The organism is Lederbergia sp. B243.17 (assembly GCF_057657925.1).
In genome coordinates this window covers 12731-37806 of the sequence record NZ_JBWBKF010000085.1, presented here as the reverse complement: position 1 = coordinate 37806, position 25076 = coordinate 12731, and the positions used below count along the sequence as shown (strand labels likewise).

Annotated in this window: 25 protein-coding genes; 14 read left to right on the top strand and 11 right to left on the bottom strand. The window is 47.1% G+C overall.

Features of this window, described 5'->3' with window-relative positions; all coding sequences use genetic code 11:
* Positions 1-39: 39 nt before the first annotated feature.
* The 4 genes from uraA to AC0TWI_RS16770 form a co-directional block, all read right to left on the bottom strand.
* Positions 40-1323: a uracil permease gene (gene uraA / locus AC0TWI_RS16785; RefSeq protein ID WP_488127493.1), complete on the bottom strand. Its 1284-nt coding sequence runs from the start codon at positions 1321-1323 to the stop codon at positions 40-42.
* Between the two features lie 240 nt (positions 1324-1563).
* Positions 1564-2535 carry a bile acid:sodium symporter family protein gene (locus AC0TWI_RS16780; RefSeq protein WP_488127492.1) on the bottom strand — a complete coding sequence of 324 codons (972 nt, stop codon included), beginning with the start codon at positions 2533-2535 and terminating at the stop codon, positions 1564-1566.
* Between the two features lie 122 nt (positions 2536-2657).
* Positions 2658-3887 carry a peptidase T gene (pepT, locus tag AC0TWI_RS16775; protein WP_488127491.1) on the bottom strand — a complete coding sequence of 410 codons (1230 nt, stop codon included), beginning with the start codon at positions 3885-3887 and terminating at the stop codon, positions 2658-2660.
* A 90-nt stretch (positions 3888-3977) separates the two neighbouring features.
* Positions 3978-4301 carry a winged helix-turn-helix transcriptional regulator gene (locus tag AC0TWI_RS16770; protein WP_488127490.1) on the bottom strand — a complete coding sequence of 108 codons (324 nt, stop codon included), beginning with the start codon at positions 4299-4301 and terminating at the stop codon, positions 3978-3980.
* A gap of 227 nt (positions 4302-4528) precedes the next feature.
* On the opposite strand from AC0TWI_RS16770, the gene AC0TWI_RS16765 reads away from it, so the two are divergent.
* The 5 genes from AC0TWI_RS16765 (at position 4529) to AC0TWI_RS16745 (ending at position 8448) form a co-directional block, all read left to right on the top strand.
* Positions 4529-5131 carry a nitroreductase family protein gene (locus AC0TWI_RS16765; protein ID WP_488127489.1) on the top strand — a complete coding sequence of 201 codons (603 nt, stop codon included), beginning with the start codon at positions 4529-4531 and terminating at the stop codon, positions 5129-5131.
* A 114-nt stretch (positions 5132-5245) separates the two neighbouring features.
* Positions 5246-6289, top strand: a complete 1044-nt coding sequence (locus AC0TWI_RS16760) for a lactonase family protein (RefSeq protein WP_488127488.1) — start codon at positions 5246-5248, stop codon at positions 6287-6289.
* A gap of 124 nt (positions 6290-6413) precedes the next feature.
* Positions 6414-7001 (top strand): biotin transporter BioY, encoded by a 588-nt coding sequence (locus tag AC0TWI_RS16755; RefSeq protein ID WP_488127487.1) that lies wholly within the window; start codon positions 6414-6416, stop codon positions 6999-7001.
* Between the two features lie 11 nt (positions 7002-7012).
* Positions 7013-8017, top strand: a complete 1005-nt coding sequence (bioB, locus tag AC0TWI_RS16750) for a biotin synthase BioB (RefSeq protein ID WP_488127486.1) — start codon at positions 7013-7015, stop codon at positions 8015-8017.
* A gap of 230 nt (positions 8018-8247) precedes the next feature.
* Positions 8248-8448 carry a cold-shock protein gene (locus tag AC0TWI_RS16745; RefSeq protein ID WP_488127485.1) on the top strand — a complete coding sequence of 67 codons (201 nt, stop codon included), beginning with the start codon at positions 8248-8250 and terminating at the stop codon, positions 8446-8448.
* A gap of 267 nt (positions 8449-8715) precedes the next feature.
* Here the strand turns inward: AC0TWI_RS16745 and gdhA are convergent, their stop codons facing one another.
* Positions 8716-10092 (bottom strand): NADP-specific glutamate dehydrogenase, encoded by a 1377-nt coding sequence (gdhA, locus tag AC0TWI_RS16740; RefSeq protein WP_488127706.1) that lies wholly within the window; start codon positions 10090-10092, stop codon positions 8716-8718.
* Positions 10093-10263: 171 nt separating this feature from the next.
* Here gdhA and gltC point away from each other — a divergent pair, with 171 nt between their 5' ends.
* The 5 genes from gltC to AC0TWI_RS16715 all read left to right on the top strand — a co-directional run bounded on the left by gltC (position 10264) and on the right by AC0TWI_RS16715 (position 14619).
* Positions 10264-11166, top strand: coding sequence for a glutamate biosynthesis transcriptional regulator GltC (gene gltC, locus AC0TWI_RS16735; RefSeq protein WP_488127484.1), 903 nt, complete (start codon positions 10264-10266; stop codon positions 11164-11166).
* Between the two features lie 158 nt (positions 11167-11324).
* Positions 11325-12005, top strand: a complete 681-nt coding sequence (locus AC0TWI_RS16730) for a phosphoribosylaminoimidazolesuccinocarboxamide synthase (RefSeq protein WP_488127705.1) — start codon at positions 11325-11327, stop codon at positions 12003-12005.
* 18 nt (positions 12006-12023) lie between these two features.
* Entirely contained in the window at positions 12024-12473 is a 450-nt protein-coding gene (locus AC0TWI_RS16725) for a nucleoside deaminase (RefSeq protein ID WP_488127483.1), read from the top strand.
* A gap of 183 nt (positions 12474-12656) precedes the next feature.
* A complete protein-coding gene (locus tag AC0TWI_RS16720) occupies positions 12657-13694 on the top strand; it encodes a SepM family pheromone-processing serine protease (RefSeq protein WP_488127482.1) in 1038 nt (345 codons plus the stop codon).
* 13 nt (positions 13695-13707) lie between these two features.
* Positions 13708-14619 (top strand): DUF1002 domain-containing protein, encoded by a 912-nt coding sequence (locus tag AC0TWI_RS16715; protein WP_488127481.1) that lies wholly within the window; start codon positions 13708-13710, stop codon positions 14617-14619.
* Positions 14620-14673: 54 nt separating this feature from the next.
* Here the strand turns inward: AC0TWI_RS16715 and AC0TWI_RS16710 are convergent, their stop codons facing one another.
* Positions 14674-15570 carry an HD-GYP domain-containing protein gene (locus AC0TWI_RS16710; protein ID WP_488127480.1) on the bottom strand — a complete coding sequence of 299 codons (897 nt, stop codon included), beginning with the start codon at positions 15568-15570 and terminating at the stop codon, positions 14674-14676.
* A 46-nt stretch (positions 15571-15616) separates the two neighbouring features.
* On the bottom strand, positions 15617-16072 hold the full coding sequence (locus tag AC0TWI_RS16705) for a hypothetical protein (protein ID WP_488127479.1): 456 nt from the start codon (positions 16070-16072) through the stop codon (positions 15617-15619).
* A gap of 265 nt (positions 16073-16337) precedes the next feature.
* Between AC0TWI_RS16705 and AC0TWI_RS16700 the strand changes: the two genes are divergently transcribed.
* Positions 16338-17723 (top strand): leucyl aminopeptidase family protein, encoded by a 1386-nt coding sequence (locus tag AC0TWI_RS16700; RefSeq protein ID WP_488127478.1) that lies wholly within the window; start codon positions 16338-16340, stop codon positions 17721-17723.
* Positions 17724-17819: 96 nt separating this feature from the next.
* Here the strand turns inward: AC0TWI_RS16700 and AC0TWI_RS16695 are convergent, their stop codons facing one another.
* From AC0TWI_RS16695 to AC0TWI_RS16685, 3 genes are read right to left on the bottom strand one after another with little or no spacing between them, the layout of a single operon-like run.
* Positions 17820-18836 (bottom strand): DUF1646 family protein, encoded by a 1017-nt coding sequence (locus tag AC0TWI_RS16695; RefSeq protein WP_488127477.1) that lies wholly within the window; start codon positions 18834-18836, stop codon positions 17820-17822.
* 58 nt (positions 18837-18894) lie between these two features.
* Positions 18895-19110, bottom strand: coding sequence for a YwbE family protein (locus AC0TWI_RS16690; RefSeq protein WP_488127476.1), 216 nt, complete (start codon positions 19108-19110; stop codon positions 18895-18897).
* Positions 19111-19128: 18 nt separating this feature from the next.
* The gene (locus tag AC0TWI_RS16685; RefSeq protein ID WP_488127475.1) at positions 19129-19887 is read right to left on the bottom strand and encodes an AAA family ATPase; all 759 of its coding nucleotides are present in this window, start codon (positions 19885-19887) and stop codon (positions 19129-19131) included.
* 116 nt (positions 19888-20003) lie between these two features.
* On the opposite strand from AC0TWI_RS16685, the gene AC0TWI_RS16680 reads away from it, so the two are divergent.
* Both AC0TWI_RS16680 and AC0TWI_RS16675 read left to right on the top strand, forming a co-directional pair.
* Positions 20004-20912: a S66 peptidase family protein gene (locus tag AC0TWI_RS16680; RefSeq protein ID WP_488127474.1), complete on the top strand. Its 909-nt coding sequence runs from the start codon at positions 20004-20006 to the stop codon at positions 20910-20912.
* Between the two features lie 118 nt (positions 20913-21030).
* Positions 21031-22710: a methyl-accepting chemotaxis protein gene (locus AC0TWI_RS16675; protein WP_488127473.1), complete on the top strand. Its 1680-nt coding sequence runs from the start codon at positions 21031-21033 to the stop codon at positions 22708-22710.
* A gap of 60 nt (positions 22711-22770) precedes the next feature.
* Here AC0TWI_RS16675 and AC0TWI_RS16670 read toward each other — a convergent pair whose 3' ends face one another.
* On the bottom strand, positions 22771-23112 hold the full coding sequence (locus tag AC0TWI_RS16670; RefSeq protein ID WP_488127472.1) for a DUF3899 domain-containing protein: 342 nt from the start codon (positions 23110-23112) through the stop codon (positions 22771-22773).
* 214 nt (positions 23113-23326) lie between these two features.
* Here AC0TWI_RS16670 and AC0TWI_RS16665 point away from each other — a divergent pair, with 214 nt between their 5' ends.
* A complete protein-coding gene (locus AC0TWI_RS16665; RefSeq protein WP_488127471.1) occupies positions 23327-25015 on the top strand; it encodes a peptide ABC transporter substrate-binding protein in 1689 nt (562 codons plus the stop codon).
* The last annotated feature ends 61 nt before the right edge of the window (positions 25016-25076 follow it).

The window sequence follows — 25076 nt, the reverse complement described above, 5'->3', positions numbered from 1 at the left end:
GGTGCACTTTGCCTATGTCCCGGCTTATTTGCCGTTCTCTCAGTCCTCGTTGGAAAGGCCGAGCATATTGAACGCCCGGAACAAGAGGCTGAGCAGGATGGCGACGATGGTTGCGAGGCCCATGCCGGAGAGTGTGACACTGCCAAGATGGATCGCTGCGCCGCTGACGCCGATCGCCAGGACGACACAAGTCAGAATCAAGTTTTGCGAGTTATTGTAATCGACCTGTGATTCAACCAGCATCCGCAAGCCGCTGACGGCGATGATACCGAACAGAAGCAGGGAGATACCGCCCATGACAGGTGTCGGAATCGATTGGATCAGCGCTGCCAGTTTTCCGCAGAAAGAAAGGAAGATCGCAAATACTGCCGCACCGCCGATAATCCAAGTCGAGTATACCCTTGTGATAGCAAGGACCCCGATGTTTTCCCCGTATGTTGTATTCGGTGTCGCACCGAAAAAGCTGGAAATGATAGTCGAGACACCATTTCCGAGCATGGAGCGGTCAAGGCCCGGATCTTTGATCAAATCTTTTTTGACGATATTGCCGGTTACGATCAAGTGTCCGATATGTTCCGGCACGATGACGAGAGCAGCCGGAAGGATAATCAAGATATCCGACAGATTGAATTTCATTTTATAAAAAGTAGGAGCAGAAAACCATGCTGCCTCTTTAACAGCCGTGTAATCGATCATTCCGAACATCGTAGCGATGATATATCCGGCAACGATTCCGAGCAAAATTGGGATGATCTTCAAAAAGCCGCGCAGCGTGACCCAGCAAATGATGGTGATGCCCAGGGTCAGCAAGGAAACAAGAATCACTTTCGGATCCGCTGTCCAATTGGCTGCGGCATCATCGGGCTTGATCAAGCCGGCCATCTCTGCTGCAACCGGAACGATTTCAAGTCCGATGACGGCAACGATAGCACCCATGGCTGCTGGAGGGAAAATAACATCAATCCAAGATGTGCCGACCATTTTTATGATTAGCGAGACGATGACAAGCACGACGCCGACCACTAGGAAGCCGCCGAGCACGTAACTGTAGCCGTTACCGCCGGTATACTTGCTGAGCACGGCGAAGACCGGCGAGATAAATGCGAAGCTGGACCCCAGATAGGCGGGGATTTTCCCTTTTGTCATCAGAATGTACAAAAGCGTGCCGATTCCGTTCATCAATAAGATGGTTGCCGGATCAACCTGGAAAAGCAGCGGGACTAATACTGTCGAACCAAACATGGCAAATAAGTGCTGAAAGCTGAGAGGAAGGCTCTGCAGCAATGGCGGGCGTTCATCAACTTTGATTTCTCTTTGACTCATCTTCTATCGCTCCTCTATTTTGTTTGGTCAGATGCCATTGGTGGACAAAAGCAAAAAAGCACCTTGCCTCTAACTGGCAAGGTGCATGTATGAGCTTGTCATATTTATGCATAATCCATACGCATTCTGCGCACACCTTGTCAGCCTCACTGGACTGGATTAAAGGCAATCTGATTGTGTAATCTAGTGTATTATTGCAGGAGCTGCAGAAAATGTCAAACGTTATTTTATTGCGTCGGATTATGCTCCTTTTTGGCTACCTGCCGAGGCAGGCGACTCGAGCTGCTTATCCGCTTTTTTGCCCCACCATGTAGCAAGCAGCGGGCCTGAGATATTGTGCCACACACTGAATATGGCACTTGGCACCGCAGCAAGCGGCGAGAAGTGGGCGGCTGCGAGAGAGGCACCAAGCCCGGAGTTCTGCATACCGACCTCGATTGATATCGCCTTGCAATCCGCATAATCCATTTTCAGCAGGCGTGCGGCACCGTAGCCAATCAATAAGCCGAGACAATTATGCAGGATGACAACCAACAAGATCAGGAGGCCTGTCTCCATGATTTTCTGCTGGTTTCCGGAAACGACTGCAGCAACAATCGCTACGATGGCGACAACAGAAACGAGCGGCATCGCTTTGACGCTCTGCTCGACTTGTTTGCGGAATAGCAGTTTTACAACAAGTCCGAGGATAATTGGGATCAGTACAATTTTTACAACAGACCAGAATAGGTTACCTGCTGAAACAGGCAGCCATTTGCTCGCCAACAAAAGCGTTAAAGCAGGTGTGATGATCGGTGCGAGTAAAGTGGAGACGGAGGTAACGGCGACTGACAGTGCCGTATTCCCTCTCGCCAGGAAGGTCATGACGTTCGATGCCGTTCCCCCGGGGCAGCAACCTACCAATATGACGCCGACCGCCACTTCAGGGGGCAGGCGCAATCCTACTGCAAGGGCAAATGCGATTGCCGGCATAATCGTAAACTGCGCCAAGACGCCGATAAGCACCTTGAGCGGATGTTTGAACACTTCCTTGAAGTCATCGACAGACAAGGTCATTCCCATTCCGAACATAACGATTCCGAGCAGAAGGGAGATGTGCGGAGCAATCCATGTGAAACCTGATGGCATAAAAAAGGCCAGGCCGGCAAAAAGCAAAACCCAGAGGGCAAACGTGTTACCGGCGAACTTGCTGATTCTATCTAATGCATTCATATATAATCTCTCCCTAAAACATAATATTGCAATTATATCTTTTTTATAAAATATTGCAATAATTTTTATTAAAAAAGAGCAGCTCCGTATCCGCCTGAAAGGCGGATACGGAGCTGCATAAATTATTTTGCCCGTTCTTCAAACAACTTGGCGATTTCAACGATGACTTGTACTGCTTTTTCCATATTGTCGACGGAAATGAATTCGTAAGGACCGTGGAAGTTTTCACCGCCTGTAAAGATGTTCGGCGTCGGAAGGCCCATATAGGAAAGCTGGGAACCGTCCGTGCCTCCGCGAACCGGAGAAATGAGCGGTTCAATGCCCAATTGTTTCATGGCGTCAGAGGCAATATCAACAATTTCTTTGACCGGTTCAATTTTTTCCCTCATATTATAATACTGGTCATTGATTTCAAGCTCAACTCGGTCCACGCCGTACTTCTCTTTAATTTCCGCTGCGATTTTCTCGACGAGGGCCTTCTTGGAGTTAAAGCTTTCCCGGTCAAAGTCCCGGATGATATAAGACAGTTTCGCCTTCTCCACATCTCCTTCAAGAGAAATCAAGTGGAAGAAGCCTTCGTAGTTTTCCGTTAACTCTGGCGCTTGTTCGGCAGGAAGGGAATTTTGGAATTCGATTGCCAATTTCACAGCATTCACCATTGTACCCTTGGCTGTACCCGGGTGGATGTTCGTTCCTTTGAAGATAAGCTTGACAGCTGCGGCGTTGAAGCTTTCATACTGCAGTTCGCCGATTGGACCGCCATCGACAGTATACGCGTAATCGGCGGCAAACGCTTTTACATCGAAGTTATGCGGTCCGCGGCCGATTTCCTCATCAGGTGTGAAAGCGACACGGATCTTTCCGTGCTTGATGTCCGGATTTTTCAGCAAATAGTCCATCGCAGTCATAATTTCGGCGATCCCGGCTTTGTTATCCGCGCCGAGCAGTGTTGTGCCGTCTGTTGTGATTAGCGTATGGCCGGTGTAATTGGCAAGGGAAGGGAATGCTTTGGTTGTGATGGCAAGCCTTTCGTTCAACTGAAGATCTTTCCCGTCGTAATTTTCAACGATTTGCGGATTGACGCCTTTACCTGTAAAATCTGTTGCTGTATCCACATGCGCCAAAAAACCGATGACAGGAACCTTTTTGTCCGTGTTGGCCGGCAGCGTAGCCATGACATACCCGTTGTTATCCATCGTGACCTCTTCCATGCCAATAGACTTTAATTCGCTGACGAGTTGATTCGCCAAATCGAGCTGGCCCGGTGTGGACGGAACGGAGGAGTTGTTTTCGTCAGATTGTGTGTCGACCTTTACATAAGAAGTAAATCGCTCAATGATCTCATTTTTCATCTTGCATGAACTCCCTTTCAATAAGATAAGTCCATGATACCCCACTTCCGCAGGAAAAATAAAGAAACCGGCTGCATAGGGGCACCGGTTTTATTCCTCGCTTATTTTCATCTCGACCCAATTTTCCGCCCATTTGGATATTTCGTCCATTAACGGTGCGAGGGCCAAGCCTTTGTCGGTTAAAGAATATTCAATGCGAACAGGTGTCTCGGGGAAGACGATCCGTTGAACAATCCCTTCCTGCTCAAGATCTTTCAGTCTTTCTGATAGAACTCTGGCGCTGATCGGCATCGAGTTCTCTACTGTGCAAAAACGCTGCGGTCCATTCAGTAATTGGAATATAATTAATCCTGTCCAACGCTGACCTAAAATACTCATCGCTTTTTCGAATTTAGGGCAGATATTTTTATCCATTCAGGATCACCTCGCTAGTAAAAGTATACCATTGGTTCGACTTTTTACCTAGCTTTTCATTTCAAAATTAATTACTTGACATTAGTATGTATGTATAATATAGTTGCTTACATAAAGTAAGTAAAGGCGCCTAAGGATTGCTGTATAAGCTGTTCGGTTAGGAAGAGAATAAGCTCAGAGCCAAATTACTTTCTCATTTATATAAAGACAAGAGGAGAGAATGATACATGCCAAATAAAGACTTTTTTTCAGTTGTAGAAAATCGCAGATCCATTTACGGACTTAGCAAAGATGTTGAGGTTGCTGAAGAGCGTATCGAGGAAATCATCGAACACGCTGTGACACATGCGCCATCCGCGTTCAACTCCCAATCCGGAAGAGTGGTCGTGCTTTTCGGCGAACAGCATGATAAACTTTGGAACCTGACAGAAGACGTATTGCGCACACAAGTGCCTGAAGATAAATTCCAGCCTACAGCTGACAAAATGCAAAGCTTCCGCAACGGCTTTGGTACAGTATTGTTCTTCGAGGATCAAGCTGTCATCAAATCCCTCCAAGAGCAATTTGCATTGTACAAAGATGCATTCCCAGGCTACTCGCTGCAATCAAGCGGTATGCTCCAGTACATCATTTGGACTGCGCTATCCTCTGAAGGAATCGGAGCTTCACTCCAGCACTATAACCCGCTTATTGACGAAAGCGTCCAAGAAGCATTCAACATTCCTGCTGACTGGAAACTGATCGCTCAAATGCCTTTCGGTAACCCGACTGCAGAAGCAGGGGAAAAACAGATCAACAGCTTGGCGGATAGAATTAAAGTGATTAGATAATTGTTCTGGCCTGCGGGATTTTTCCCGCAGGCTTTTTGATTTGTGCATTATCATTGGGGGTTCGGATACAGTAAGGCTATAATAAGAATACGATAAGGGAAAGGGTGATCGGAATTGGCAAACAAATTTATTGGTTATGCAGGTACATACACACGAGAAAGCAGTAAAGGTATTTACCGTTTTGTGCTGGATGCGGAAAACGGACGGCTTGAGGATGCGGAAGTCGCAGCGGAAACGGGAAATCCAACATATATTACGATTGATGGGCATCGATCCTTTTTATATTCTGTCGCCCAAGTAGAGAAGGAGGGCGGCGCTTCCGCTTACCGCCTTAATGGAGAAAATGGGGTTCTTGAAAAAGTCGGCAAAGAGCAAGTTGAAGAAGGCGCTCCTCCGTGCCATTTGGACGTGCGGAACGGGTTTGTTGTCACCGGCAATTATCATAAGGGAACGGTGGATCTGTATCCGGTCAATGAGGACGGCAGCCTCGGACCCCTCTCAAGCTCAGTAGCCCATGAAGGCAACGGCCCGCATGAACGGCAGGAGAAGCCTCATGTCCATTACACCGGCTTTTCACCGGACGGCAAGTATATCCATGTTTGCGATTTGGGGACGGATGAAATCACGACTTATCAGGTGAAAGAGGGTAAGCTTGAGCGGCTGCATGCCTTGAAAATCAAGCCGGGAAGTGGCCCGCGCCATCTTGTTTTCCACCCGGGCGGCAAACTCGCTTACTTGATCACGGAGCTGTCCTCGCAAGTATTTGTACTTGATTATGATGAGGAAAGTGGCGTTTTCACGGAAAAACAGGCTATTGCAGCCATTCCTGCTGATTTTACGGAGACCAATGACGCAAGTGCTATCCATATCTCTCCTGACGGCCGGTTTGTATACGCCGGCAACCGCGGACACAATTCGATCGCTGTCTTCCGCGTTGATCAGGAAAGCGGCAAACTAGAGCATGTTGAAAACGTTCCGACCGGAGGAGATTGGCCAAGGGATTTCTGTCTGGATCCGAGTGGACGCTACGTGGTGGCTGCCAATCAGAAATCCGGCAATCTTGTATTGTTTGCCAGAGATGAGGAAACAGGGAAATTGACCCAGACTTCTTCGTCCATTTCCGTTCCGGAAACAGTATGTGTTAAATTTTTAGGATAATGATGTGCCCTCTTTTTATGGAGGGCCTTTTCTTTCGGCTATATGTTAACCTAAATTAAAATGTGGTTGACATATAATACTCCAATATTTTATGCTTTTGAAAGATGAAGGAAGGAGTGAAGAAATGGAAACAGCAGCAGTGAAAACAAAAAGCGGATGGCGTGCACTTGACCTTGTTTATGTCAGCATGTTTTCCGCTTTGATGATGATCGGAGCCAATATCACTTCATTTGTCCCGTTTATGGTAATAGGCGGAGTGCCGATCACTCTCCAAGCTTTCTTTGCTGTCTTGGCAGGCGCTTTTCTTGGCGGCCGGCTTGGCGCAGTTTCGATGGCGGTTTATGCTTTCATTGGATTGGCAGGAGCTCCGGTATTTGCGCGGTTTTCAGGTGGAATTGGAGAATTGCTCAGCCCGACATTCGGATTTATCATCGCCTTTATTGCGACAGCTTATATTACGGGTAAAATGACGGAAAAGAATCGGGCGCTGTATATGTATATAATTGCCGCGTTAGTCGGAACAATGGTCAGTTACTTGATCGGTACGAACTGGATGTATGCGGCTTACAAACTGTGGACAGCTGCACCAGATGCTTTTACATACAAAGTAGCATGGGCCTGGATGGCGGTTCCTTTGCCGAAGGACATTGCCTTGGCTGTTTTGGCAGGCATGTTCGCCCACAGGATGCAGAAGGTTGTCAAAAGAAAATAGGGGGATTAAAAATGAATCCATTTGACGAATTGGCTGATCTGGCGCTTGCCGGCGGAGAGCTGACAGATGAACAGGCATACGCTGTTCTGGATTGCCCGGATGAAAACTTGCTCCTTCTTCTGCACGCAGCTTACCGGGTGCGGAAGCACTATTATGGAAATAAAGTGAAGCTGAACATGATCATGAACACAAAATCCGGCCTCTGCCCGGAAAACTGCGGATACTGTGCCCAATCAATCGTCTCCAAGGCGCCGGTCGAAAAGTATTCAATGATGAAAAAGGATGAAATCGTCGCAGGAGCCGGGCGTGCGGCAGAACTGAATGCCGGCACCTACTGCATCGTCGCCAGCGGACGCGGGCCTGCTAACCGGGAGCTTGATATTGTCATCGATTCGGTGAAGGAAATCAAAGCGACCCATAAAAATATGACGGTCTGCGCTTGCCTCGGCATATTGAAGCCCGATCAGGCAATGCGGCTGAAAGAAGCTGGAGTCGACCGCTATAATCATAATTTGAACACATCGAGCCGGCACCATGAAAACATCACGACTTCTCATACATATAACGACCGGGTGGCAACCGTGGAGGAAGTGAAGGCATCCGGCATCTCGCCTTGCTCAGGTGTTATCGTTGGCATGAAGGAAACGCATGAAGATGTGGTCGACATGGCCCGCAGCCTCAAAGTGCTCGATGCCGATTCGATCCCGGTCAACTTCTTGCATGCGGTCGATGGAACTCCGCTCGAAGGAACAGATGAACTTAATCCGAGCTATTGCCTGAAAGTGCTTTGCCTGTTCCGCTTTATCAATCCTTCGAAAGAGATCCGGATTTCGGGAGGGAGAGAGGTAAACCTCCGCAGCCTGCAGCCATTCGGCCTTTACCCGGCCAACTCGATTTTCATCGGTGATTACTTGACGACATCGGGCCAGGAAGGGGATAAAGACCATCAGATGCTCAAAGACATGGGCTTTGAGGTGGATCTGGAACCCCTCAGCCGGGAAGAAGCACTCGTATAACAGAAAGCTGTCCGGATTTACGGGCAGCTTTTCATCCTTACAGATGATGGAAAATAACATTTGCTTTTACCAGAAAGGCGTGTTATACTGTTTATAGGCTTAATAGGTATTTAAATCTTATAATTCACATGTTTTTCCGGATTATATCATTCTAAATATGTTCCGGAAAAGCATGTGAATTTTTGTTTTTACTTCTTTATTAAGTAATAAATTTTTGGAGGTATTCCATTATGAATACAGGTACAGTAAAGTGGTTCAACGCAGAAAAAGGTTTCGGCTTCATCGAAGTTGAAGGCGGAGAAGACGTATTCGTTCATTTCTCAGCTATCACTGGCGAAGGCTTCAAATCTCTTGACGAAGGTCAAAAAGTAAGCTTTGACATCACTCAAGGCAACCGCGGCGACCAAGCAGCTAACGTTGTAAAACTTTAATCACAACTGATAAGCAGGCAGGAAACGATTCGTTTCCTGCCTGCTTTTTTATATGGGTGCAATGGAGAGGCCGGTGGTCGTCGGAAGGGAAAATGTAGGTATAATGGTCGAAACGTCGATATATTCCGTGAGTCGTCGATATATTTCACAAGGCAGCGATATATTGTGAAAAGCAGATTGGTCAGCCGAACGCAAGCGATTATGAATGTGGCTTTTGGCATGAAAAAAGAGAGAAGGCGGGGGCCTTCTCTCTTCGTTTGTGCCGTATCAAATTATTCCCTGTGTAATCATCGCGTCTGCAACTTTCTTAAAGCCTGCGATGTTGGCGCCGGCAACGAGGTTGTCGTGCTGGCCGTAGTCGTCTGCGGCTTTGATGCTGTTGCGGTAGATGTCTCGCATGATTTCTTTAAGCTTGTCGTCGACTTGTTCGAATGTCCAAGGAATGCGGGCGCTATTTTGGGCCATTTCCAATGCGGAGACGGCGACGCCGCCGGCATTGGCGGCTTTTGCCGGGCCAAAGAGCACCTTGTTTTCCAGGAATACGTCAATCGCTTCAAGTGTGGACGGCATGTTGGCGCCCTCGCCGATCGCTTTGACGCCGTTGCTTACAAGGATGCGTGCTGAATTTTCGTCGATTTCGTTTTGTGTTGCACATGGCAGAGCGATGTCGCATGGAATTGACCAGATGCCTTCGCTGCCTTCTGTATAAGTGGCATGCGGATGTTCATCGATATAATCGCAGATCCGACCGCGCTCCACTTCTTTGATTCTTTTCAGTGTATCAAGGCAAATGCCCTTTTCATCGTATATATAACCTGCTGAGTCGCTGCAGGCTACAACTTTCGCGCCGAATTCGACCGCCTTTTCAATTGCATAGATGGAGACATTTCCGGAGCCGGATACGACAACTGTGCTGCCGTCGAAGCCGAGCCCTTTGTCCTTCATCATTTCCTCAACAAAATAGACGGTGCCGTAACCTGTCGCTTCTGTTCTGCCCAGACTGCCGCCGTAGCTGACGCCTTTTCCGGTCAGGACGCCTGCATCAAAGCTGCCGCGCATCCTGCGATACTGGCCGAACATGTAGCCGATTTCCCGTGCGCCGACACCGATATCACCAGCAGGCACATCGATATCCGGTCCGATGTACTTGCTCAATTCTGTCATGAAGCTTTGGGTAAATCTCATGATTTCGCCATCGGACTTACCCTTAGGATCAAAGTCCGCGCCGCCTTTTCCACCGCCGATCGGCTGGCCGGTTAAAGCGTTCTTGAAGATTTGCTCAAAGCCTAGGAATTTGATGATGCTGGCATTGACGGAAGGGTGGAAGCGGAGACCGCCTTTATAAGGCCCGATTGCACTATTGTACTGAACGCGGAAACCGCGATTCACTTGGACCTTGCCTTTATCGTCAACCCAAGGTACACGGAATGTGATCATACGCTCTGGTTCTACAATTCTTTCGAGAATACCGGCCTCCATATAATGAGGGTTCGTAGCAAAAACAGGCTCCAACGATTGGAAAATCTCTTTTACCGCTTGAAGGAATTCAGGTTCATGAGCGTTTCTCTTTTTTACTGTCTCAAATACCTCATCAATATATTTGCGAGCAGCATTTTTTTGATTATCTTTCATGTTTATCACCATCGCCATTTTTTTACACTCCTTTGCATGTATCTCCCCCAAAATTGTGTACGCATCCTCATCGTACAATCATCTTGTTATCACTCATCTTATCCTTTAGTATTAATCTATACAATATGGAAATGCGATGATATTAATGCCGATTTGATATTGGTTCACAAAAGGGTGAGAAAATTGGAACTTCGACAGATACAATATTTTATTGAAGTGGCTAAAAGGGAACATATGACTGAAGCTGCGGAAAACCTGCACGTTGCCCAGTCTGCAGTGAGCCGGCAAATCGTTAACTTGGAAGCGGAACTAGGTGTCCAGCTCTTCATTCGTGAAGGCCGGAATATCCGTTTGACGGCAATCGGGAAGATGTTCCTTGAAAAGATGGAACAGGCGATGGACGTTATCGAGCAAGGAATCAGGGAAATCGAGGAATGCCTCGACCCTGAAAAGGGCACGGTCCGGATCGGTTTTCCGAGCAGTCTTGCCGCCCACCTGCTCCCGACAATCATCTCCGCCTTTCGGAAACAATACCCGAAAGTGAAGTACGAGCTGCATCAAGCATCATACCGCCATTTGATCGATTATGTGCTCAAAGGTGAAATTGACATGGCGCTTCTTGGTCCCGTGCCGCTGAAGGAACACCGGATTAAGAGCGAGATTCTGTACATGGAGAATCTTGTTGCCCTCGTCTCTTCCAATCATCCTCTTGCAGGCAGGAGATCCATTCGCCTTGATGACCTGCGAAATGACCAGTTTATCCTTTGGCCGAGAGGATTCATCTTGCGCGACATCGTTTTAAATGCCTGTAAGCAGCAAGGCTTCGAGCCCGTTGTCTCATTTGAAGGAAATGATATTGATGCCATTAAAGGCCTTGTTTCTGCGGGACTCGGTGTGACGCTGCTGCCGGATATTACGCTCGTCGACAGCGTACCTCGCTCGGCGGTCAAAATACCTGTCACCGAGCCGGCTGTTACTAGGACGGTCGGGGTTATCATTCCCGCTGACCGCGACATCATGCCGACGGAGCAGCTTTTTTACGACTTCCTCAAAGACTTTTTCAAAACGTTAAGCAGTTACCAATAGTAAATCATTGTTTACCCTCATTTCTTCGTAAATAAACATCAAATTTAATGCATTTTTCAGGAAAACGAGCTAGAACGTTCGTGTTTAGCCCTATTCACTACATGGAAATTTGGTATACTTATCATAGGTTGAATCTATATAGGGAGATGGGTATGCCGATGGAATTCGTTTATCAGGGGAAAACAAAAGATGTATACGCGCTCGAAGACGGGAACTACCTATTGAAATTCAAAGACGATGTCACCGGAGAAGATGGGATTTTCGATCCTGGGGCCAATACGGTCGGGCTTAAAATTGAGGGAGCGGGCAAGGCAGGTCTGCGGCTGACGAAGTATTTTTTTGAAGTCCTGCAGAAAGAAGGGATTCCAACGCATTATGCCGGCGCAGATCTTGAAAAGGCCGAGATGACGGTAAAGCCGGCAGCCGTTTTTGGAAATGGGCTTGAAGTCATTTGCCGCTTCAAAGCCGATGGCAGCTTTCTTCGCCGATACGGGCAATATGCGGTATTCGGCCAGGAACTCGATGGGGTTGTGGAAGTGACGCTGAAGGACGATGAGCGGAACGATCCGCCGATCAATGCTGATGCCTTGCATGCTTTGGGCATCCTGACGCTGGATGAATTTGCAGAGCTGAAAGACCTGACCCAGAGAATCAGCCGGACCATCAAGCGTGAACTGGCAGACAAGGGTCTTGACCTCCATGACATCAAGCTGGAATTCGGCCGCAGCAAGAACGACAGTATCATGCTGATTGATGAAATTTCAGGCGGTAATATGAGAGCGTACCGAGACGGCGAGTATATCGAGCCATTGGCATTGGAAAAACTCATTCTCTCTTAAAATTTGAGGAGGGATTTGATGGATGCGTTCATGAAACGAGCAGTACAGCTTGCGCTGGACAATATAAAGAGCGGAGGGCAGCCGTTTGGAGCCGTTCTCGTAAAAGACGGCCAAATCATTTCGGAAGGTGTTAACGAGCTGCATAAAAAATTTGACAGCAGCGGTCATGCAGAGATGATTGCGATCCGGAAAGCTCAGGAGTCAAACTCCACACTGGATTTAAGCGGCTATACGATGTATGCAAGCGGAGAGCCGTGCCCGATGTGCATGAGCCTCATTTATTTCGCTGGCATCAAAAAAGTTTACTACTGTGAGTCCATTGAAGAGGCGAAAGAGGCGGGACTTGGTGCCTCGACGATGATTTACAAGGAGCTTGCCCTGCCCCGGACGGAGCGGTCAATCGATATTTCGCAGATTCCGCTTGAAGTTGGGGGAGCAAAGCCGCTTGATGTATGGAAAGAAAAATAGAGAAGGAGCCGGGACCGTTCTGGTCTGCGGCTCCTTTTTTCTTTGATGAAAAAACGATTATTTTCCCCGTCGCTGGAAACTTTTTCGGAAAATAAACGTCTAATAATGTAGGCCTGTCCGTCTGCTTGTGCGCTTTATAGTATAATGACAACATTAGATACCGGAAAAAGAGAGGATAGACAAATGAAACGGACACGCCGATCATCACCAAAAAATAAAATACTCTTTGCTGTGGCGCTGATTTTCATCGCCGGGTTTTTTATCCCTACGCCTTACTACTTATTTCAACCGGGATCCGTTGAGGAACTCAGTTCCAAGGTGACAGTGGAAAATGGGGTCAAGGACTCGAAGGGGGAGCTCCATTTAACGACTGTGATGTCAGTCAAGGCGAGCAACCTTTTCATTTACGCCTACGGTCTTGTGTCTCGGCATACGGAAATCAGAAGGATTGAAGAAGTACGCGGGGACTTTACCGACAAGGAATACGAGCGGCTCAATGTCCATATGATGGAATCATCGCAGAACAATGCGATCGTTGCCGGGCTTAGAGCGGCGGGAGAGCCCGTAAACATTAAGTCAGCCGGTGTCTTTGTACGAAGCATTACAAAAGAATCTGAGGCGAAGGGGAAGCTTGAAGTAGGAGATATCATTACTGAAGTGGACGGGAAAAAGGTTGAGAAGGCTTCAGATTTCATGGACGAGCTGAAGGACAAAACTCCGTCCGATCAAGTTGAAATCAAGTTTCATAGAGCAAATGAAGAGAAGAAGCTTGTCATCGGACTCATTCCGCTGAAGAATGGTGCGAATAAGTATGGAGTAGGGATTGTGCCGGAAGACCAGTTTACAATTGATACACCGGACAAGACCGTCATTCATGCTGGTGACATCGGCGGACCGTCCGCCGGTCTTATGTTCTCGCTGGAAATCTACGATCAGCTGAAGAAAGGCGATTTGACGAAGGGTTATCAGATTGCAGGGACAGGCACGATCGATATCGACGGGAACGTCGGACAGATTGGCGGCATCCGTGAAAAAATAGTTGCTGTAGAGAAGGCCGGGATGGATATCTTTTTCTGTCCGAAGGACGTTCTTTCCGGCGATACGAACGAGAAGGACGTAAAAGAAGTGGCGGAAAGGGAAGGTTATCACGTCAAGATTGTCCCTGTGCAGAATATGGAAGAGGCAATCGCCTACTTGGACAAGCTTCCGCCAAAGAAATGAGAGGAGACTGGACATGAAAAAAATTATACACTTCATGATGGCCGTGATGCTCATCCTGACAATGGGGATAGGGGGAGCTGTTAAGGTTAAAGCTTCCGGCAATGATGACAGCGAAGTGATAAATGAGAAATTGGGCGTGCCGATTGTCGTTTACGGAGAAACATTGACAGAAGCGCAAAAGCAGGAGGTCCGGAAGTCGCTGAAGGTCAACAATCCTGAAGATGTTGAAGAAATCATTGTGACTGCGCAGGATCTTGCCAGGCTGATAAACGGCAATCCGAATTCAAGAATGTATTCTTCTGCAAAAATCACGCTGAAAGACGAAGGGCATGGCATCGTAACGAAGATTGTCACGCCTGACATGATTACAGAAGTAACGGAGGAAATGTACGCAAATGCGATGCTGACAGCAGGGATTGAAAATGCTGATGTGGAGGTCGCTTCTCCCAAAGTAGTGACCGGTCACTCAGCGCTCGTCGGCATTTATAAAGCATTCGAAAGCAAAGGTGTCGAGCTCGATAAAGGCCGGATGGAAGTGGCAAACGACGAGTTGGACCTTGCTACCGATCTGGCTAAGAAAGAAGGCATGGACGACGAGAAAGTAACAGAACTCCTGGCAGAGATTAAAAAGCAGATTGCCGATCAGAACCCGGTGACAAGGGAAGAGGTTGAGAAAATCGTTGAGGAACAGCTCAAAAAGATGAATATTTCACTTAGCGCTGAAGACAGGCAGCTGCTTATTGATCTTTTTGAAAAAATGCGCTCGCTGAACATTAACTTTGACAATGTGAAGCAGCAGCTTGACGACTTGACGAAGGACTTGAGAAAGAAAATGGAGAATGTCATCGGCGACGAAGGCTTTTGGGACAGTGTCGCTAACTTTTTCAAAAACTTGATTGATTCGATAGCAGGGTTATTTAAATAATGGCAAAACAGCGGACGGACCCGATAATAAGGAGCCCGTCCGCTGTTTTATAGCCTATATGTTTTCCTTCAGCAAGAATTTCTCAAGTGCCTCTACAACTCTGGGATTGTAGAGGATTCCACTCTCTTGTTTGATCAGCTCAAGCGCCTTGGCTGTTGGCATCCCTTTCCGATAAGAACGGTCAGATGTCATCGCGTCGAATGTATCGGCAACTGCGATGATCTGAGCCTCCAGGAGAATCTCTTCGTCTTTCAGTCTGCGCGGATAGCCTGATCCGTTGATTCGCTCATGATGCTGATGGATGATCGTGGCTACTTGCGAATAATAACTTGTTTTGACGATTTCGTATCCGAGCTCCGGGTGTCTTTTCATGATGTCAAATTCCTCTTCTGTCAGTGCTCCTTCTTTGTTGAGGATCGATGCGTCGATGTCGATTTTTCCGATATCGTGGAAGAGAGAGGCGAAATAAAGGTTTTCCAGAACCTCTGTCGACAGGTTCAACTCATTGGCAATCTTGAGAGAGTACTGTTGAACCCGGATGCTGTGCTGGTATGTATATTTATCCTTTTCCTCGATCTGCTGGACAATTTTTGTCAGTTCGACGATGCTGCTGCTGATCGAGTGGAAAATGGGCTTTGATGTCACCCACAGGATTTTCATCTCGGTTAACGCCTTGAAATAAATGGGAGCCTCCAAGTTTTGTGTGTAAAAATAATCACCCTTTCGGAGGGTCTTCCCTATCGCTTTATTGAATGCATTGCCTTCAAGTATATAATAAAATTCCAGTGTTTCAGATTCTTCGCCGGGATAGACATAGAAGATGACACCTGCATTGAATTCCTGGAGGATTACCTCGGTGCCGTCGCCTTTTGCAAGCAGGCTCACGTCCAATGATTCAACTGTAACTTTTTCAATTGGGTGGCTGCTGTCTCCGAAAAAAAGGCCTTTCATACTATTCCTCCTAATGTTGAGTTGAATATGGCGGTTTTTTGGCTTATTACTTTTCTGACAAGCCAACACGCATCGGGTCGATCATCACGGTGATCGTGCCGATATCAACAGGCACAAGCTCACAAATGATTTCAAAGCCCCGCTCTTCGCCGTACTGCTTCGTACGGTCCGCGATTGCGTTTGTCTCATCAACTAGCTTGCTGCTGATGCTCACATAAGTATCATGCAAAGCTGCTTCAATTTCGGCAACGGCTGCTGCCTTTTCCGCTTCGGAAATGTTATTGGAGCTGTTGATCTTTTCAATTTCAGAATTTGCTTTCTTCGTTGCGCTATCTGCTTCTGCGACAGCTTTCTCAATCTTTTTATCAATCTCTTTATTACCCTTTTCTACGACTTTCTCAACGTCTTTCAGCGCCTTATCAAAATCTCCTGATTCCGCGGCTGAGACGGACAATGAGAACATAAAGAACAGTGCAAATAAAAGCAATCCAACTTTTTTCACAGAAATCCCCCTTTTTCCGCCATATTCAACTCTTCTTCATTGTAATCGAGAAATGGCAAAAATACAGCATAATTACGTATTTTTTCAAATTTTATGGCGAGTTTTGGCAGATGGTTCGCCTTTAAAGATTATAGCATCTATTTTTATCTCTTAAAAAACGCATATCAATGAAATTTTTTATTTTTCGTCAGAAAACTCTCTCTTCAATCGTGTGAAAGAAACTGCTCAGAGAGTATAATAAGTTTTGAGAGGGAGGAGATAGAGAATGAATACAGCGATACATATTGTTTTAGCCGATGATCCGGTTGTTCAAATGGCAGCGGGTCTGCCGGAGTTTATTACGAACAGTCCTCAGTCTTTTGCTGTTGTGCCGGCGGACGGGAAGGTTCTTTGCGTCATTAAGAATGAAAACCTTGATACGTATGAAAAGGTGAGAATGCTTGCTGGTGACATCTCGAGGGAATTGGGAAGAAGGAAAGCGGATACCGCTGTTTTACAGCATGGTGTACTTGAAAAAATTACCTCTAGTCTGGACAGTTCAATCGGCCTGACTGCGTTCGTTGAAGGTTGGCATCTTGGGGCATACTCTTTCAGAAAATACAAAAAGAGCGGAGAGCAGAGAATAACGAACCTTGAAGTAATAGGCGGGGATGAAGCAGCAATCAAGGCCGGTCAGCATCGTGCAGACGCTGTCGCCTTTTCCCGTGATTTGATGAATGAGCTGCCAAATGTCCTGAATCCTGAAACGTTTCCAGGCGTTTTGGAAGAGGCCTTCCGCGGCAAGCCGGTTGATATTAGTGTATACAAAGGAAAAGCACTTGAAGATATGGAGATGAACGGGCTTCTTGCTGTGGGGCGCGGAAGCCGATTTGCCCCTTCATTCGTTGAAATGTCCTATAAAGGCGACTCTTCCCGCCCACTGACTGTTCTGCTAGGGAAAGGGGTCACTTTCGATACAGGCGGGATCAGCCTTAAAAGCGGCCGTGACCTGAGCGACATGAGGATGGATATGGGCGGGGCAGCAGCGGTGGCCGGAGCGATGAAGCTGCTCGCAGATTCAGGTGCCGCGGTAAATGTGACTGCCCTTTTACCGATTGTAGAAAACATGCCGGACAGCCAGTCTCTGCTCCCGTCTGAAGTCATCCGTTACCGGAACGGAGTGACCGTTCAGGTTGGAAATACGGATGCTGAAGGGCGTCTGATTTTGGCAGATGGTCTGATTCGGGCCGGTGAACTTGGTGCGGAATATATAGTGGATATCGCCACGCTCACAGGCGCTATTGCAAATGCCCTCGGCTCAAAGATGGGCGGTGTATTCGGCGATGAGGAGCTGTCAGAGGAGCTGAAGAGCATCGGCCGGGAAAATGGAGACCCGGTCTGGCCGATGCCGCTCGTTCAAGACTATGTTCCGTATTTGAACAGCGACTATGCCGATATGAATAATATCAGTTCAAAGGGAGAAGCGGGTTCCATTACTGCTGCCCTCTTCCTGCAAAAATTTGTCCCAGCGACATCAAAATGGCTGCATGTCGACATGGCGGGCGTCATGGAAAGCAGCCAGGCGAAAGGGTACTATGCCAAATCCGCCACCGGCTACGGAGCGCGACTTCTTGCTGATTTCGCCGTATCCGTCTCTGAAGGCGAAAACTGAGAATCTACAAAACGCATGGAAGTGCATTCACTTCCATGCGTTTTTTTCATTAAAAAGAACTGCCCGGACTATCCGAGCAGTTCCGGTTTTTAGCGATTAACCGAAAATCAAAATAACGATGAAGTAGACAACCATCGCAATCAATCCGACCGGGAGGCCGAATTTTGCCCATTCGCGGCTTGTGATGTTCAGCTTACCCGCGGCAATGATGTTCGGGATATTGCCGGGAATCAGCATTCCCCCGCTGATAAGCAGGCCGAGAAGGATTGCTTTAATCGTCGGTGCATCCATTTGCGGGCTGATTTCCGCAGCGGCGAGCGTCGCGTTATCCAAAACAGCCGAAATCATGTTGATCCAGTATAGGATAAGCGGACTTAAGCCGAGCAGATATCTCTCAATGAACGGCTCAAAGCCTGCGCCCAGCAAAGTGAGACCCATGACGAATAAATAAATCTTCAAAGCTCTGATAATAATCTCCGAGTAACTTTCAGATTCCAATGAAGCGCCAAGTCCTGCCTCGCTTTTTTTCGGGCTGACAAGCACTGCAGCAAGTAAACCGAAAATGATGACTGCAGGGATGACATCAGGGCCGATAAGCTTGAGCAAGAAGAAGAAATTTTCACCTAGCTTGCTGATCGCAATGGTGGAGAGTGGTTCACCGATTGGTGTCAGTGCGGCTCCCAATCCGATCGAGAAACAGGCAAGCACTACAAGGCGCAATTCCGATTTTCGGTCGAGCTTCAGCACGCTGACGATAACGACCAGCACGATGGCAGCAATAATCGCGGTAATCACGCTGGAAATCAATCCGAGCAAAATGACGACAAGCGCGACGAACAGCCGGAATGGGATCGCCCGGCTGATGCCGAGGATTCCTTTTTCAAGCGGATTCTGCAGCCATCTGAATAGCAAACCCGCAATCAAAACAGCCAAGGTGATGTTGATCGGGTCCTTCAATGCATGGAGAAATAATTCCCCTGTCAGCTTATGGCTTACCCATGCAGCTGCAATTCCCATTAAAAATAAGAAAACTTCAAGATTCTTTTCAACAATATGTACAGAAAACGGCAAAAACAATACGAGTAATAATATAATCGTCAATCCAAGTATCATAAGCTCGTCCCTTTACTTTTTTTCTTTCAGTATATCGAAATCCAGGAAAGTTGTCGCTTTATAAGGTCTCAGTGCTGTCATCCTTTAGAATGTGTTTGACTCTTCCGACTTGTCCATCCTGGAGCCGCACTTTGATTCCGTGGGGATGAGTAGGAGAGTTGGTCAGAATGTCTTGTACCCGTCCCCTCGTGAGTGCGCCTGTTCTTTGGTCCTTTTTCAATACGATATCAACAAGAATTCCTTTTTCAATTGAGCTTCGCTTTTTTTCATCCATGATAATCCCTCTTTTTTCTCAGTATTTTTCGTTGTTAAGCAAGTGATAGAGCAGCCTTTCACGATCATCAAAAAACTGCTTCATCAGCTGATAATGATGAGTTTCTTCCAAGTGAGCAGACTTGATGCCTGCCTCTGTAAATTCATAAATAATCGCATCTGGATAGGCCATTAACAATGGCGAATGGGTGGCAATGATGAATTGAGAATCCGCTTGAACGAGTTCATCGATTCTGGACAGCATCGACAATTGCCGGAGAGGGGAGAGTGCTGCTTCCGGCTCGTCCATTATGTAAATTCCCCTGCCCCTGAAGCGATTCACAAACGTTGCAAAAAACGATTCTCCATGTGATTGCTCATGCAGGGATACGCCCCCATACCCGTCGATAATCCTGCCGCCGCCTGGCTCCTTGTCCAGCTCTTCAATATGGGTTGCGACATTATAGTAAGATTCGGCGCGCAGGAAAAAGCCATCGCTTGGCCGGTCAGCGCTCCGGACAAGACGGAGATACTGGTCAAGAGCCGAGTGAGACTCCCTGGTGGAAAAGTCGAAATGCATCGACCCGCCTTCCGGATTGAACCCTGCTGCCACGGCAATCGCCTCGAGCAGGGTAGATTTCCCCATCCCGTTCTCACCGGTGAAAAACGTGACCTTTGGATGAAGATCAAGTTCCTTAAAGCTGCGGATGAAAGGGAGCTGGAAGGGATACTGACCATCCTGTGGAAAATGCTCTTTCATCAGCTTGACACTTCTGATATAAGTGGTTGCATAAGTCATAAAGTTCCTCCTTTGCCCCGGCGACTTTCCATGACTGGCGGGAACTGGCTTCACAAGGATCTGCCTGTTGCATAACCATATAGTATCATACAATCTGTTGCTCAGGAGGGAGTAAAATGTGCCTTGGCTCATCACTGAAAAGAGGAATGAAAGTGGGAATAACCGCACCTGCAGGACCGGTCTCGGAAGAACGGCTGCTAAAGGCGGCGGATCGGATTAGAGAGCTTGGTTATGATCCCGTCATCGGCTCCACATGTTATATGAACAAAAGAGACTATTTGGCGGGGCCGGCAGAGTCACGCGCTTCTGAACTGACGGACATGTTCTCGAATCGTGAAATCCGAGCGATCTTCTGTCTGCGCGGTGGATATGGGACACTGCAGCTTTTACCGCTCCTTGACTATTCACTGATCGGTCAAAATCCGAAGCCGTTCATCGGATACAGTGATATTACCGCACTTCATATCGCATTTCAGCAAAAAACCGGCATGAAGACAGTACATGGACCAATGCCGGCGTCAGATCTAATCATCGGGGATTCATTTACAGCAGAATCGCTGCAAGCTCTTCTTTCTGCAGAGGATACGAAAATCCAGCTGCAAAATCCGCCTGGGGAGGAAATCGAATGCCTCGTTCCGGGAATAGCGAAAGGCATTCTCATTGGCGGCAATCTCAGTGTGATGGCATCCACGTTAGGAACGCCATTTGAAATAGATACGGAAGGTAAGATTCTATTTTTGGAAGAGGTAAATGAAGAACCGTATCGGATTGACCGAATGCTCACCCAGTTTGCATTGGCAGGCAAGTTGGAGAAGGCAGCCGGCTTCATTCTCGGAACGTGGACGGGATGCGGCAAAGAGACAGTTTTGGCGAGCTTGCTGAAAGAATGCTTCGGCTCTTTAGGAAAGCCGGTTGCAGCAAATCTCAGGGCGGGCCATTGCAGCCCTGCGCTATCCCTTCCTCTGGGAGCATACGCCAGCATCGATACGAAAAACGGATCAATCGTCTTGTCCTCTACACCTTGAAATCACAAATAATAAAAATTTATTAGGAAATTCCGACTAAGCTCTTCCATCCTTTTTCAGCAGAGGGTAAAATAGAACTATATCTATAGGACTATTAATTACATCATGGAGGAGAGAGATGAAGAGTCTGAAGGGAAAAATTTTAAGCGGCTTTATGGTGATCATCGGCCTCGCTCTACTTATGGGAGCAGCGATATTCACCTCCATCATGCTGATGAATGAAGAAACGGAAAAAGTAATGAATGAGGATTTGCCACTGTTGCAGACGGCCCAAGATATCAATATGAATATTACTGAAAGGACATCCGTGGCACGCGGATATTTGTTATACGGGCAGAAAGGGTATTTTACTGCTTTTGAAGATTATATGGAGGAAAGTTGGAAGAAGGAGAAGGAGTTACTCGCCCTTTCGCCTTCAAAGCAAACAAAAGAAGCGGTCGATGCCCTGCACGAATGGGAAACCATGATGGTGGACCAGGTACTCGAAGTCTATCAAGGCGGGAACCGTGACTTAGCCAGGTCCAATTTCCGGACAATTGTCGAGCCGGCTGGACAGGAAGTTTCTGAAACCTTCCGAAGCTTGACCGACCAATACGCAGCCAACATCCGTACCGGCAGCCATGAGGTAATCAAGGGAGGCACGGTAACGGCGCTGATCAGTGCGGGCATTGCCGGGGCCACTGTCATACTCGGATTGTTCGTCGCTTTTTACATGGCAAATTCTCTTTCGAAGCCGATAGTGCGAGCCGCAGAGCGGACGAAGCGAATTGCTGCCGGCGATCTGACACATGAGGATTTGAAGACAAGGTCGAAAGATGAAGTTGGAACGTTGATCAACGGTGTGAATGCAATGAATAAGCAGTTGCGGAAGATGGCTTCAGAAATCGGAGAAGTGTCGAATCTTGTTACGAGCAGAAGCCTAGAGTTAAGCCAGTCGGCATTAGAAGTGAATTCCGGAAGCCAGCAGGTATCGGCAACGATGGAACAGCTATCGGCCGCTGCAGAGTCGCAGGCAAATTCAACATCGGAGCTGGCCGAATCCATGGGGGTATTTGTTGAAAGTATCGCAGATGCCCATAAACGGGGTGAGCGGGCAAATGATATCTCCAGTGAGGTTCTCACTTTGACCAACCATGGCAATGAAGCAATGAAGGAATCCATTATAAAGATGCAGGCGATTGATGAAAATGTCCGGACGGCAGTGAGCAAGGTCGGAAAGCTGGACGGGCATTCCAAAGAAATCTCTAAGCTTGTCAGTGTCATTTCCGATATTGCGGAACAGACGAACTTGCTTGCGCTTAATGCGGCGATTGAGGCAGCGCGCGCAGGAGAGCACGGAAAAGGATTTGCTGTCGTTGCGGGAGAAGTGAAGAAACTTGCCGAACAGGTCGCCAATTCGGTTTCCGATATTACCGAAATTGTCTCAACCATCCAGAAAGAGACAGGCGAAGTCGTCCATTCCCTGCAAGATAGCTTCAGGCAGGTCGAGGCAGGAACGGAGCAGATTCAGTCGACAGGGTCGGCATTTGAACGGATTACCGACTCAGTGAAGCAGGTAGTTGACACGATCGGAATGATCTCGGCGGATCTTACTGCAATTATGGATAGGAGCGAAAGCATGAATGCTTCTATTTCCAATATCGCCTCCGTGTCGGAGGAGTCTTCCGCAGGTATTGAAGAGACGGCCGCTTCGGCAGAGCAATCGACCGGGTCGATGCAGGAAATCGTGGCAAATGCGGATTCGCTGTCTTCAGCAGCGGCGGATCTGGACGCTTTGATTAGAAGGTTTAAAGTATAATGTACAAAAAAGGCTGTCCTGCTATTTGCAGGACAGCCTTTTGCCGTTTATACATATGCTTTATCCCCTTAGATGAAGGAAAAGCGCCGCTCCCATTAAAAGGAGGGTAAACAGGCTGGTCAGGAAAGGGTTCCAGTAAGCCTGTGGTACAAGCTCAGACAATCGGTCGCGATCTTTATCCTGCCTTCTTCCGAAGAAGGATTGAAAACCGTAGAAAGCAATATCGAAAAAGCGCCCTCTAATGACAAAGCCGGCTAGTGAGTATAAAAGAAGCAGGAAGCCGACAATAAATGACACATTGGTATAGGAAAGAAGAGTGATTTCTTTATAAAATGTCAAAGAAGAAAGGATGATGGCCAATTGGATTAAGCATAGCCAAATCAAAAGTCTTTTGGAAAACATTATTCTACACTCCGTTCTTGAGAAAAATTCTTCAGGATGCACCACTATTGTACTATAATACACCAAAAAAAATATTAAGATAGAAACAGCGGTATTACTGAGTTTTCAGCCTATTTCCTATTTTATCCTGCACGTTTTGCAAATTTAGAAATTTACAATTAAAAAATATCTTGTATAATAACTATTGTGAGATAATTTAAGAGGGGTGAAGAATATGAAAAGATCAAAATATTTACTATTCGTGACAATAGTACTTACACTATCGCTAATCATTTCAGCCTGCGGTTCAGGCTCGAAAGATAATAATGCAGGCGGTTCTGACAAGAATAGCGGCAAGTCGGGCTCTGGAGAACAGGTTCTCAATATGATTGAAACTGCCGAAATTCCGACAGGTGACCCTTCTCTAGCGAAGGATGCTGCCAGCTTTATCGTTTTAGGGCAAACGATGGAAGGTCTTTATCAGCTGGATGAAAACGACAATCCGGTACCTGCCCTTTCTGACGGCGACCCTGAAATAAGTGAAGATGGTCTTGTGTATACGTTCAAACTCCGTGACGATGCAAAATGGTCAAACGGTGACCCGGTTACAGCGAACGACTTCGTTTATTCTTGGAGAAGAGCGGTAAACCCTGACACTGGATCCGAATATGCTTACATGTTCTCGGGCGTAATCAAAAATGCGACTGAAATCATGGGTGGACAAGCAAAGCTTGAAGACCTCGGTGTTGAAGCAGTTGATGAGCATACATTGAAAGTAACACTGCAACAGCCAACTGTTTATTTGAATTCCCTTCTTGCTTTCGGCACTTACCTGCCGCTGAATCAAAAATTCGTTGAAGAAAAAGGCGAGAAATTCGGTACAAGCAGCGATGACATGCTGGCAAACGGACCATTCGTACTGACGAACTGGGACGGCACAGGCCTGACATGGTCGTACGAAAAGAACGACAACTACTATGACAAAGATAACGTTCATTTGTCAAAGGTCAACGTACAAGTAGCAAAAACTCCGAATACAGCAATCAACCTGTACCAAACAGGAAAAGCGGACCGCACAGCAGCACTTAGCGCGGAGTACGCGAAACAATATCAAAATGATAAAGAAGCTTCCAAATTCCAGGAAGGCAGCTCTTGGTACTTGAAATTCAACCAAGTACGCGATGGAAAGCCTACACCGCTTGCGAACGAAAACATCCGTAAGGCGATTGCAATGGCATTCGACAAAAAAGCTTATGTAGATTCCCTTCTTTCCAACGGATCCGTTCCTACTGATGGATATGTGCCAAAAGGCATCGGCACAAACCCTGAGACAGGCAAGGACTTCCGTGATGAAAGTGGAGACCTGATCTCTTATGACGTGAAAAAAGCACAGGAATACTGGAAAAAGGGTCTTGATGAACTTGGCGTTAAAGAATTGACGCTTGACTATGTCAGTGATGATACAGAAAATGCAAAGAAAACATCTGAGTACTTCAAAAATCAGCTGGAAAAGAATCTCGAAGGCTTGAAAGTCGAATTGACAAACATTCCATTTAAAATTCGTCTTCAAAAGCATTCCAACCAAGAATACGACATCATGATGCACGGATGGGGCGCGGATTATCTTGATCCGATGACATACCTTGACATCTATGTGACAGACGGTTCCAATAACCGAACAGGCTATTCAAACGAGAAATTCGACAAACTGATCAATGATGCAAAAGTGACATATGCAAACGATCCTGCCAAGCGTTGGGAAGCAATGAAGGAAGCAGAAAAAGTACTTGTCCAGGAGGACACGGTCATTGCTCCGATCTACCAACGAGGACGTCTCGTATTGTTGAAAGAAAAGGTAAAAGGATTCCAAAACCACTTGTTTGGCGCGGATTATACATTGAAATCCGTAACAATCGAAGAGTAATCCAATTGAATCTGACAGGAAAGAAACGAAAGAGAGTATTATTTAATACTCTCTTTCACCC

Bases quoted from the DNA above. Each gene is read 5' to 3' on its own strand.
- uraA (WP_488127493.1), bottom strand. From the start codon at position 1,323: ATGAGTCAAAGAGAAATCAAAGTTGATGAACGCCCGCCATTGCTGCAG.
- AC0TWI_RS16780 (WP_488127492.1), bottom strand. From the start codon at position 2,535: ATGAATGCATTAGATAGAATCAGCAAGTTCGCCGGTAACACGTTTGCC.
- pepT (WP_488127491.1), bottom strand. From the start codon at position 3,887: ATGAAAAATGAGATCATTGAGCGATTTACTTCTTATGTAAAGGTCGAC.
- AC0TWI_RS16770 (WP_488127490.1), bottom strand. From the start codon at position 4,301: ATGGATAAAAATATCTGCCCTAAATTCGAAAAAGCGATGAGTATTTTA.
- AC0TWI_RS16765 (WP_488127489.1), top strand. From the start codon at position 4,529: ATGCCAAATAAAGACTTTTTTTCAGTTGTAGAAAATCGCAGATCCATT.
- AC0TWI_RS16755 (WP_488127487.1), top strand. From the start codon at position 6,414: ATGGAAACAGCAGCAGTGAAAACAAAAAGCGGATGGCGTGCACTTGAC.
- bioB (WP_488127486.1), top strand. From the start codon at position 7,013: ATGAATCCATTTGACGAATTGGCTGATCTGGCGCTTGCCGGCGGAGAG.
- AC0TWI_RS16745 (WP_488127485.1), top strand. From the start codon at position 8,248: ATGAATACAGGTACAGTAAAGTGGTTCAACGCAGAAAAAGGTTTCGGC.
- gdhA (WP_488127706.1), bottom strand. From the start codon at position 10,092: ATGGTGATAAACATGAAAGATAATCAAAAAAATGCTGCTCGCAAATAT.
- AC0TWI_RS16730 (WP_488127705.1), top strand. From the start codon at position 11,325: ATGGAATTCGTTTATCAGGGGAAAACAAAAGATGTATACGCGCTCGAA.
- AC0TWI_RS16725 (WP_488127483.1), top strand. From the start codon at position 12,024: ATGGATGCGTTCATGAAACGAGCAGTACAGCTTGCGCTGGACAATATA.
- AC0TWI_RS16720 (WP_488127482.1), top strand. From the start codon at position 12,657: ATGAAACGGACACGCCGATCATCACCAAAAAATAAAATACTCTTTGCT.
- AC0TWI_RS16715 (WP_488127481.1), top strand. From the start codon at position 13,708: ATGAAAAAAATTATACACTTCATGATGGCCGTGATGCTCATCCTGACA.
- AC0TWI_RS16710 (WP_488127480.1), bottom strand. From the start codon at position 15,570: ATGAAAGGCCTTTTTTTCGGAGACAGCAGCCACCCAATTGAAAAAGTT.
- AC0TWI_RS16700 (WP_488127478.1), top strand. From the start codon at position 16,338: ATGAATACAGCGATACATATTGTTTTAGCCGATGATCCGGTTGTTCAA.
- AC0TWI_RS16695 (WP_488127477.1), bottom strand. From the start codon at position 18,836: ATGATACTTGGATTGACGATTATATTATTACTCGTATTGTTTTTGCCG.
- AC0TWI_RS16690 (WP_488127476.1), bottom strand. From the start codon at position 19,110: ATGGATGAAAAAAAGCGAAGCTCAATTGAAAAAGGAATTCTTGTTGAT.
- AC0TWI_RS16685 (WP_488127475.1), bottom strand. From the start codon at position 19,887: ATGACTTATGCAACCACTTATATCAGAAGTGTCAAGCTGATGAAAGAG.
- AC0TWI_RS16680 (WP_488127474.1), top strand. From the start codon at position 20,004: ATGTGCCTTGGCTCATCACTGAAAAGAGGAATGAAAGTGGGAATAACC.
- AC0TWI_RS16675 (WP_488127473.1), top strand. From the start codon at position 21,031: ATGAAGAGTCTGAAGGGAAAAATTTTAAGCGGCTTTATGGTGATCATC.
- AC0TWI_RS16670 (WP_488127472.1), bottom strand. From the start codon at position 23,112: ATGTTTTCCAAAAGACTTTTGATTTGGCTATGCTTAATCCAATTGGCC.
- AC0TWI_RS16665 (WP_488127471.1), top strand. From the start codon at position 23,327: ATGAAAAGATCAAAATATTTACTATTCGTGACAATAGTACTTACACTA.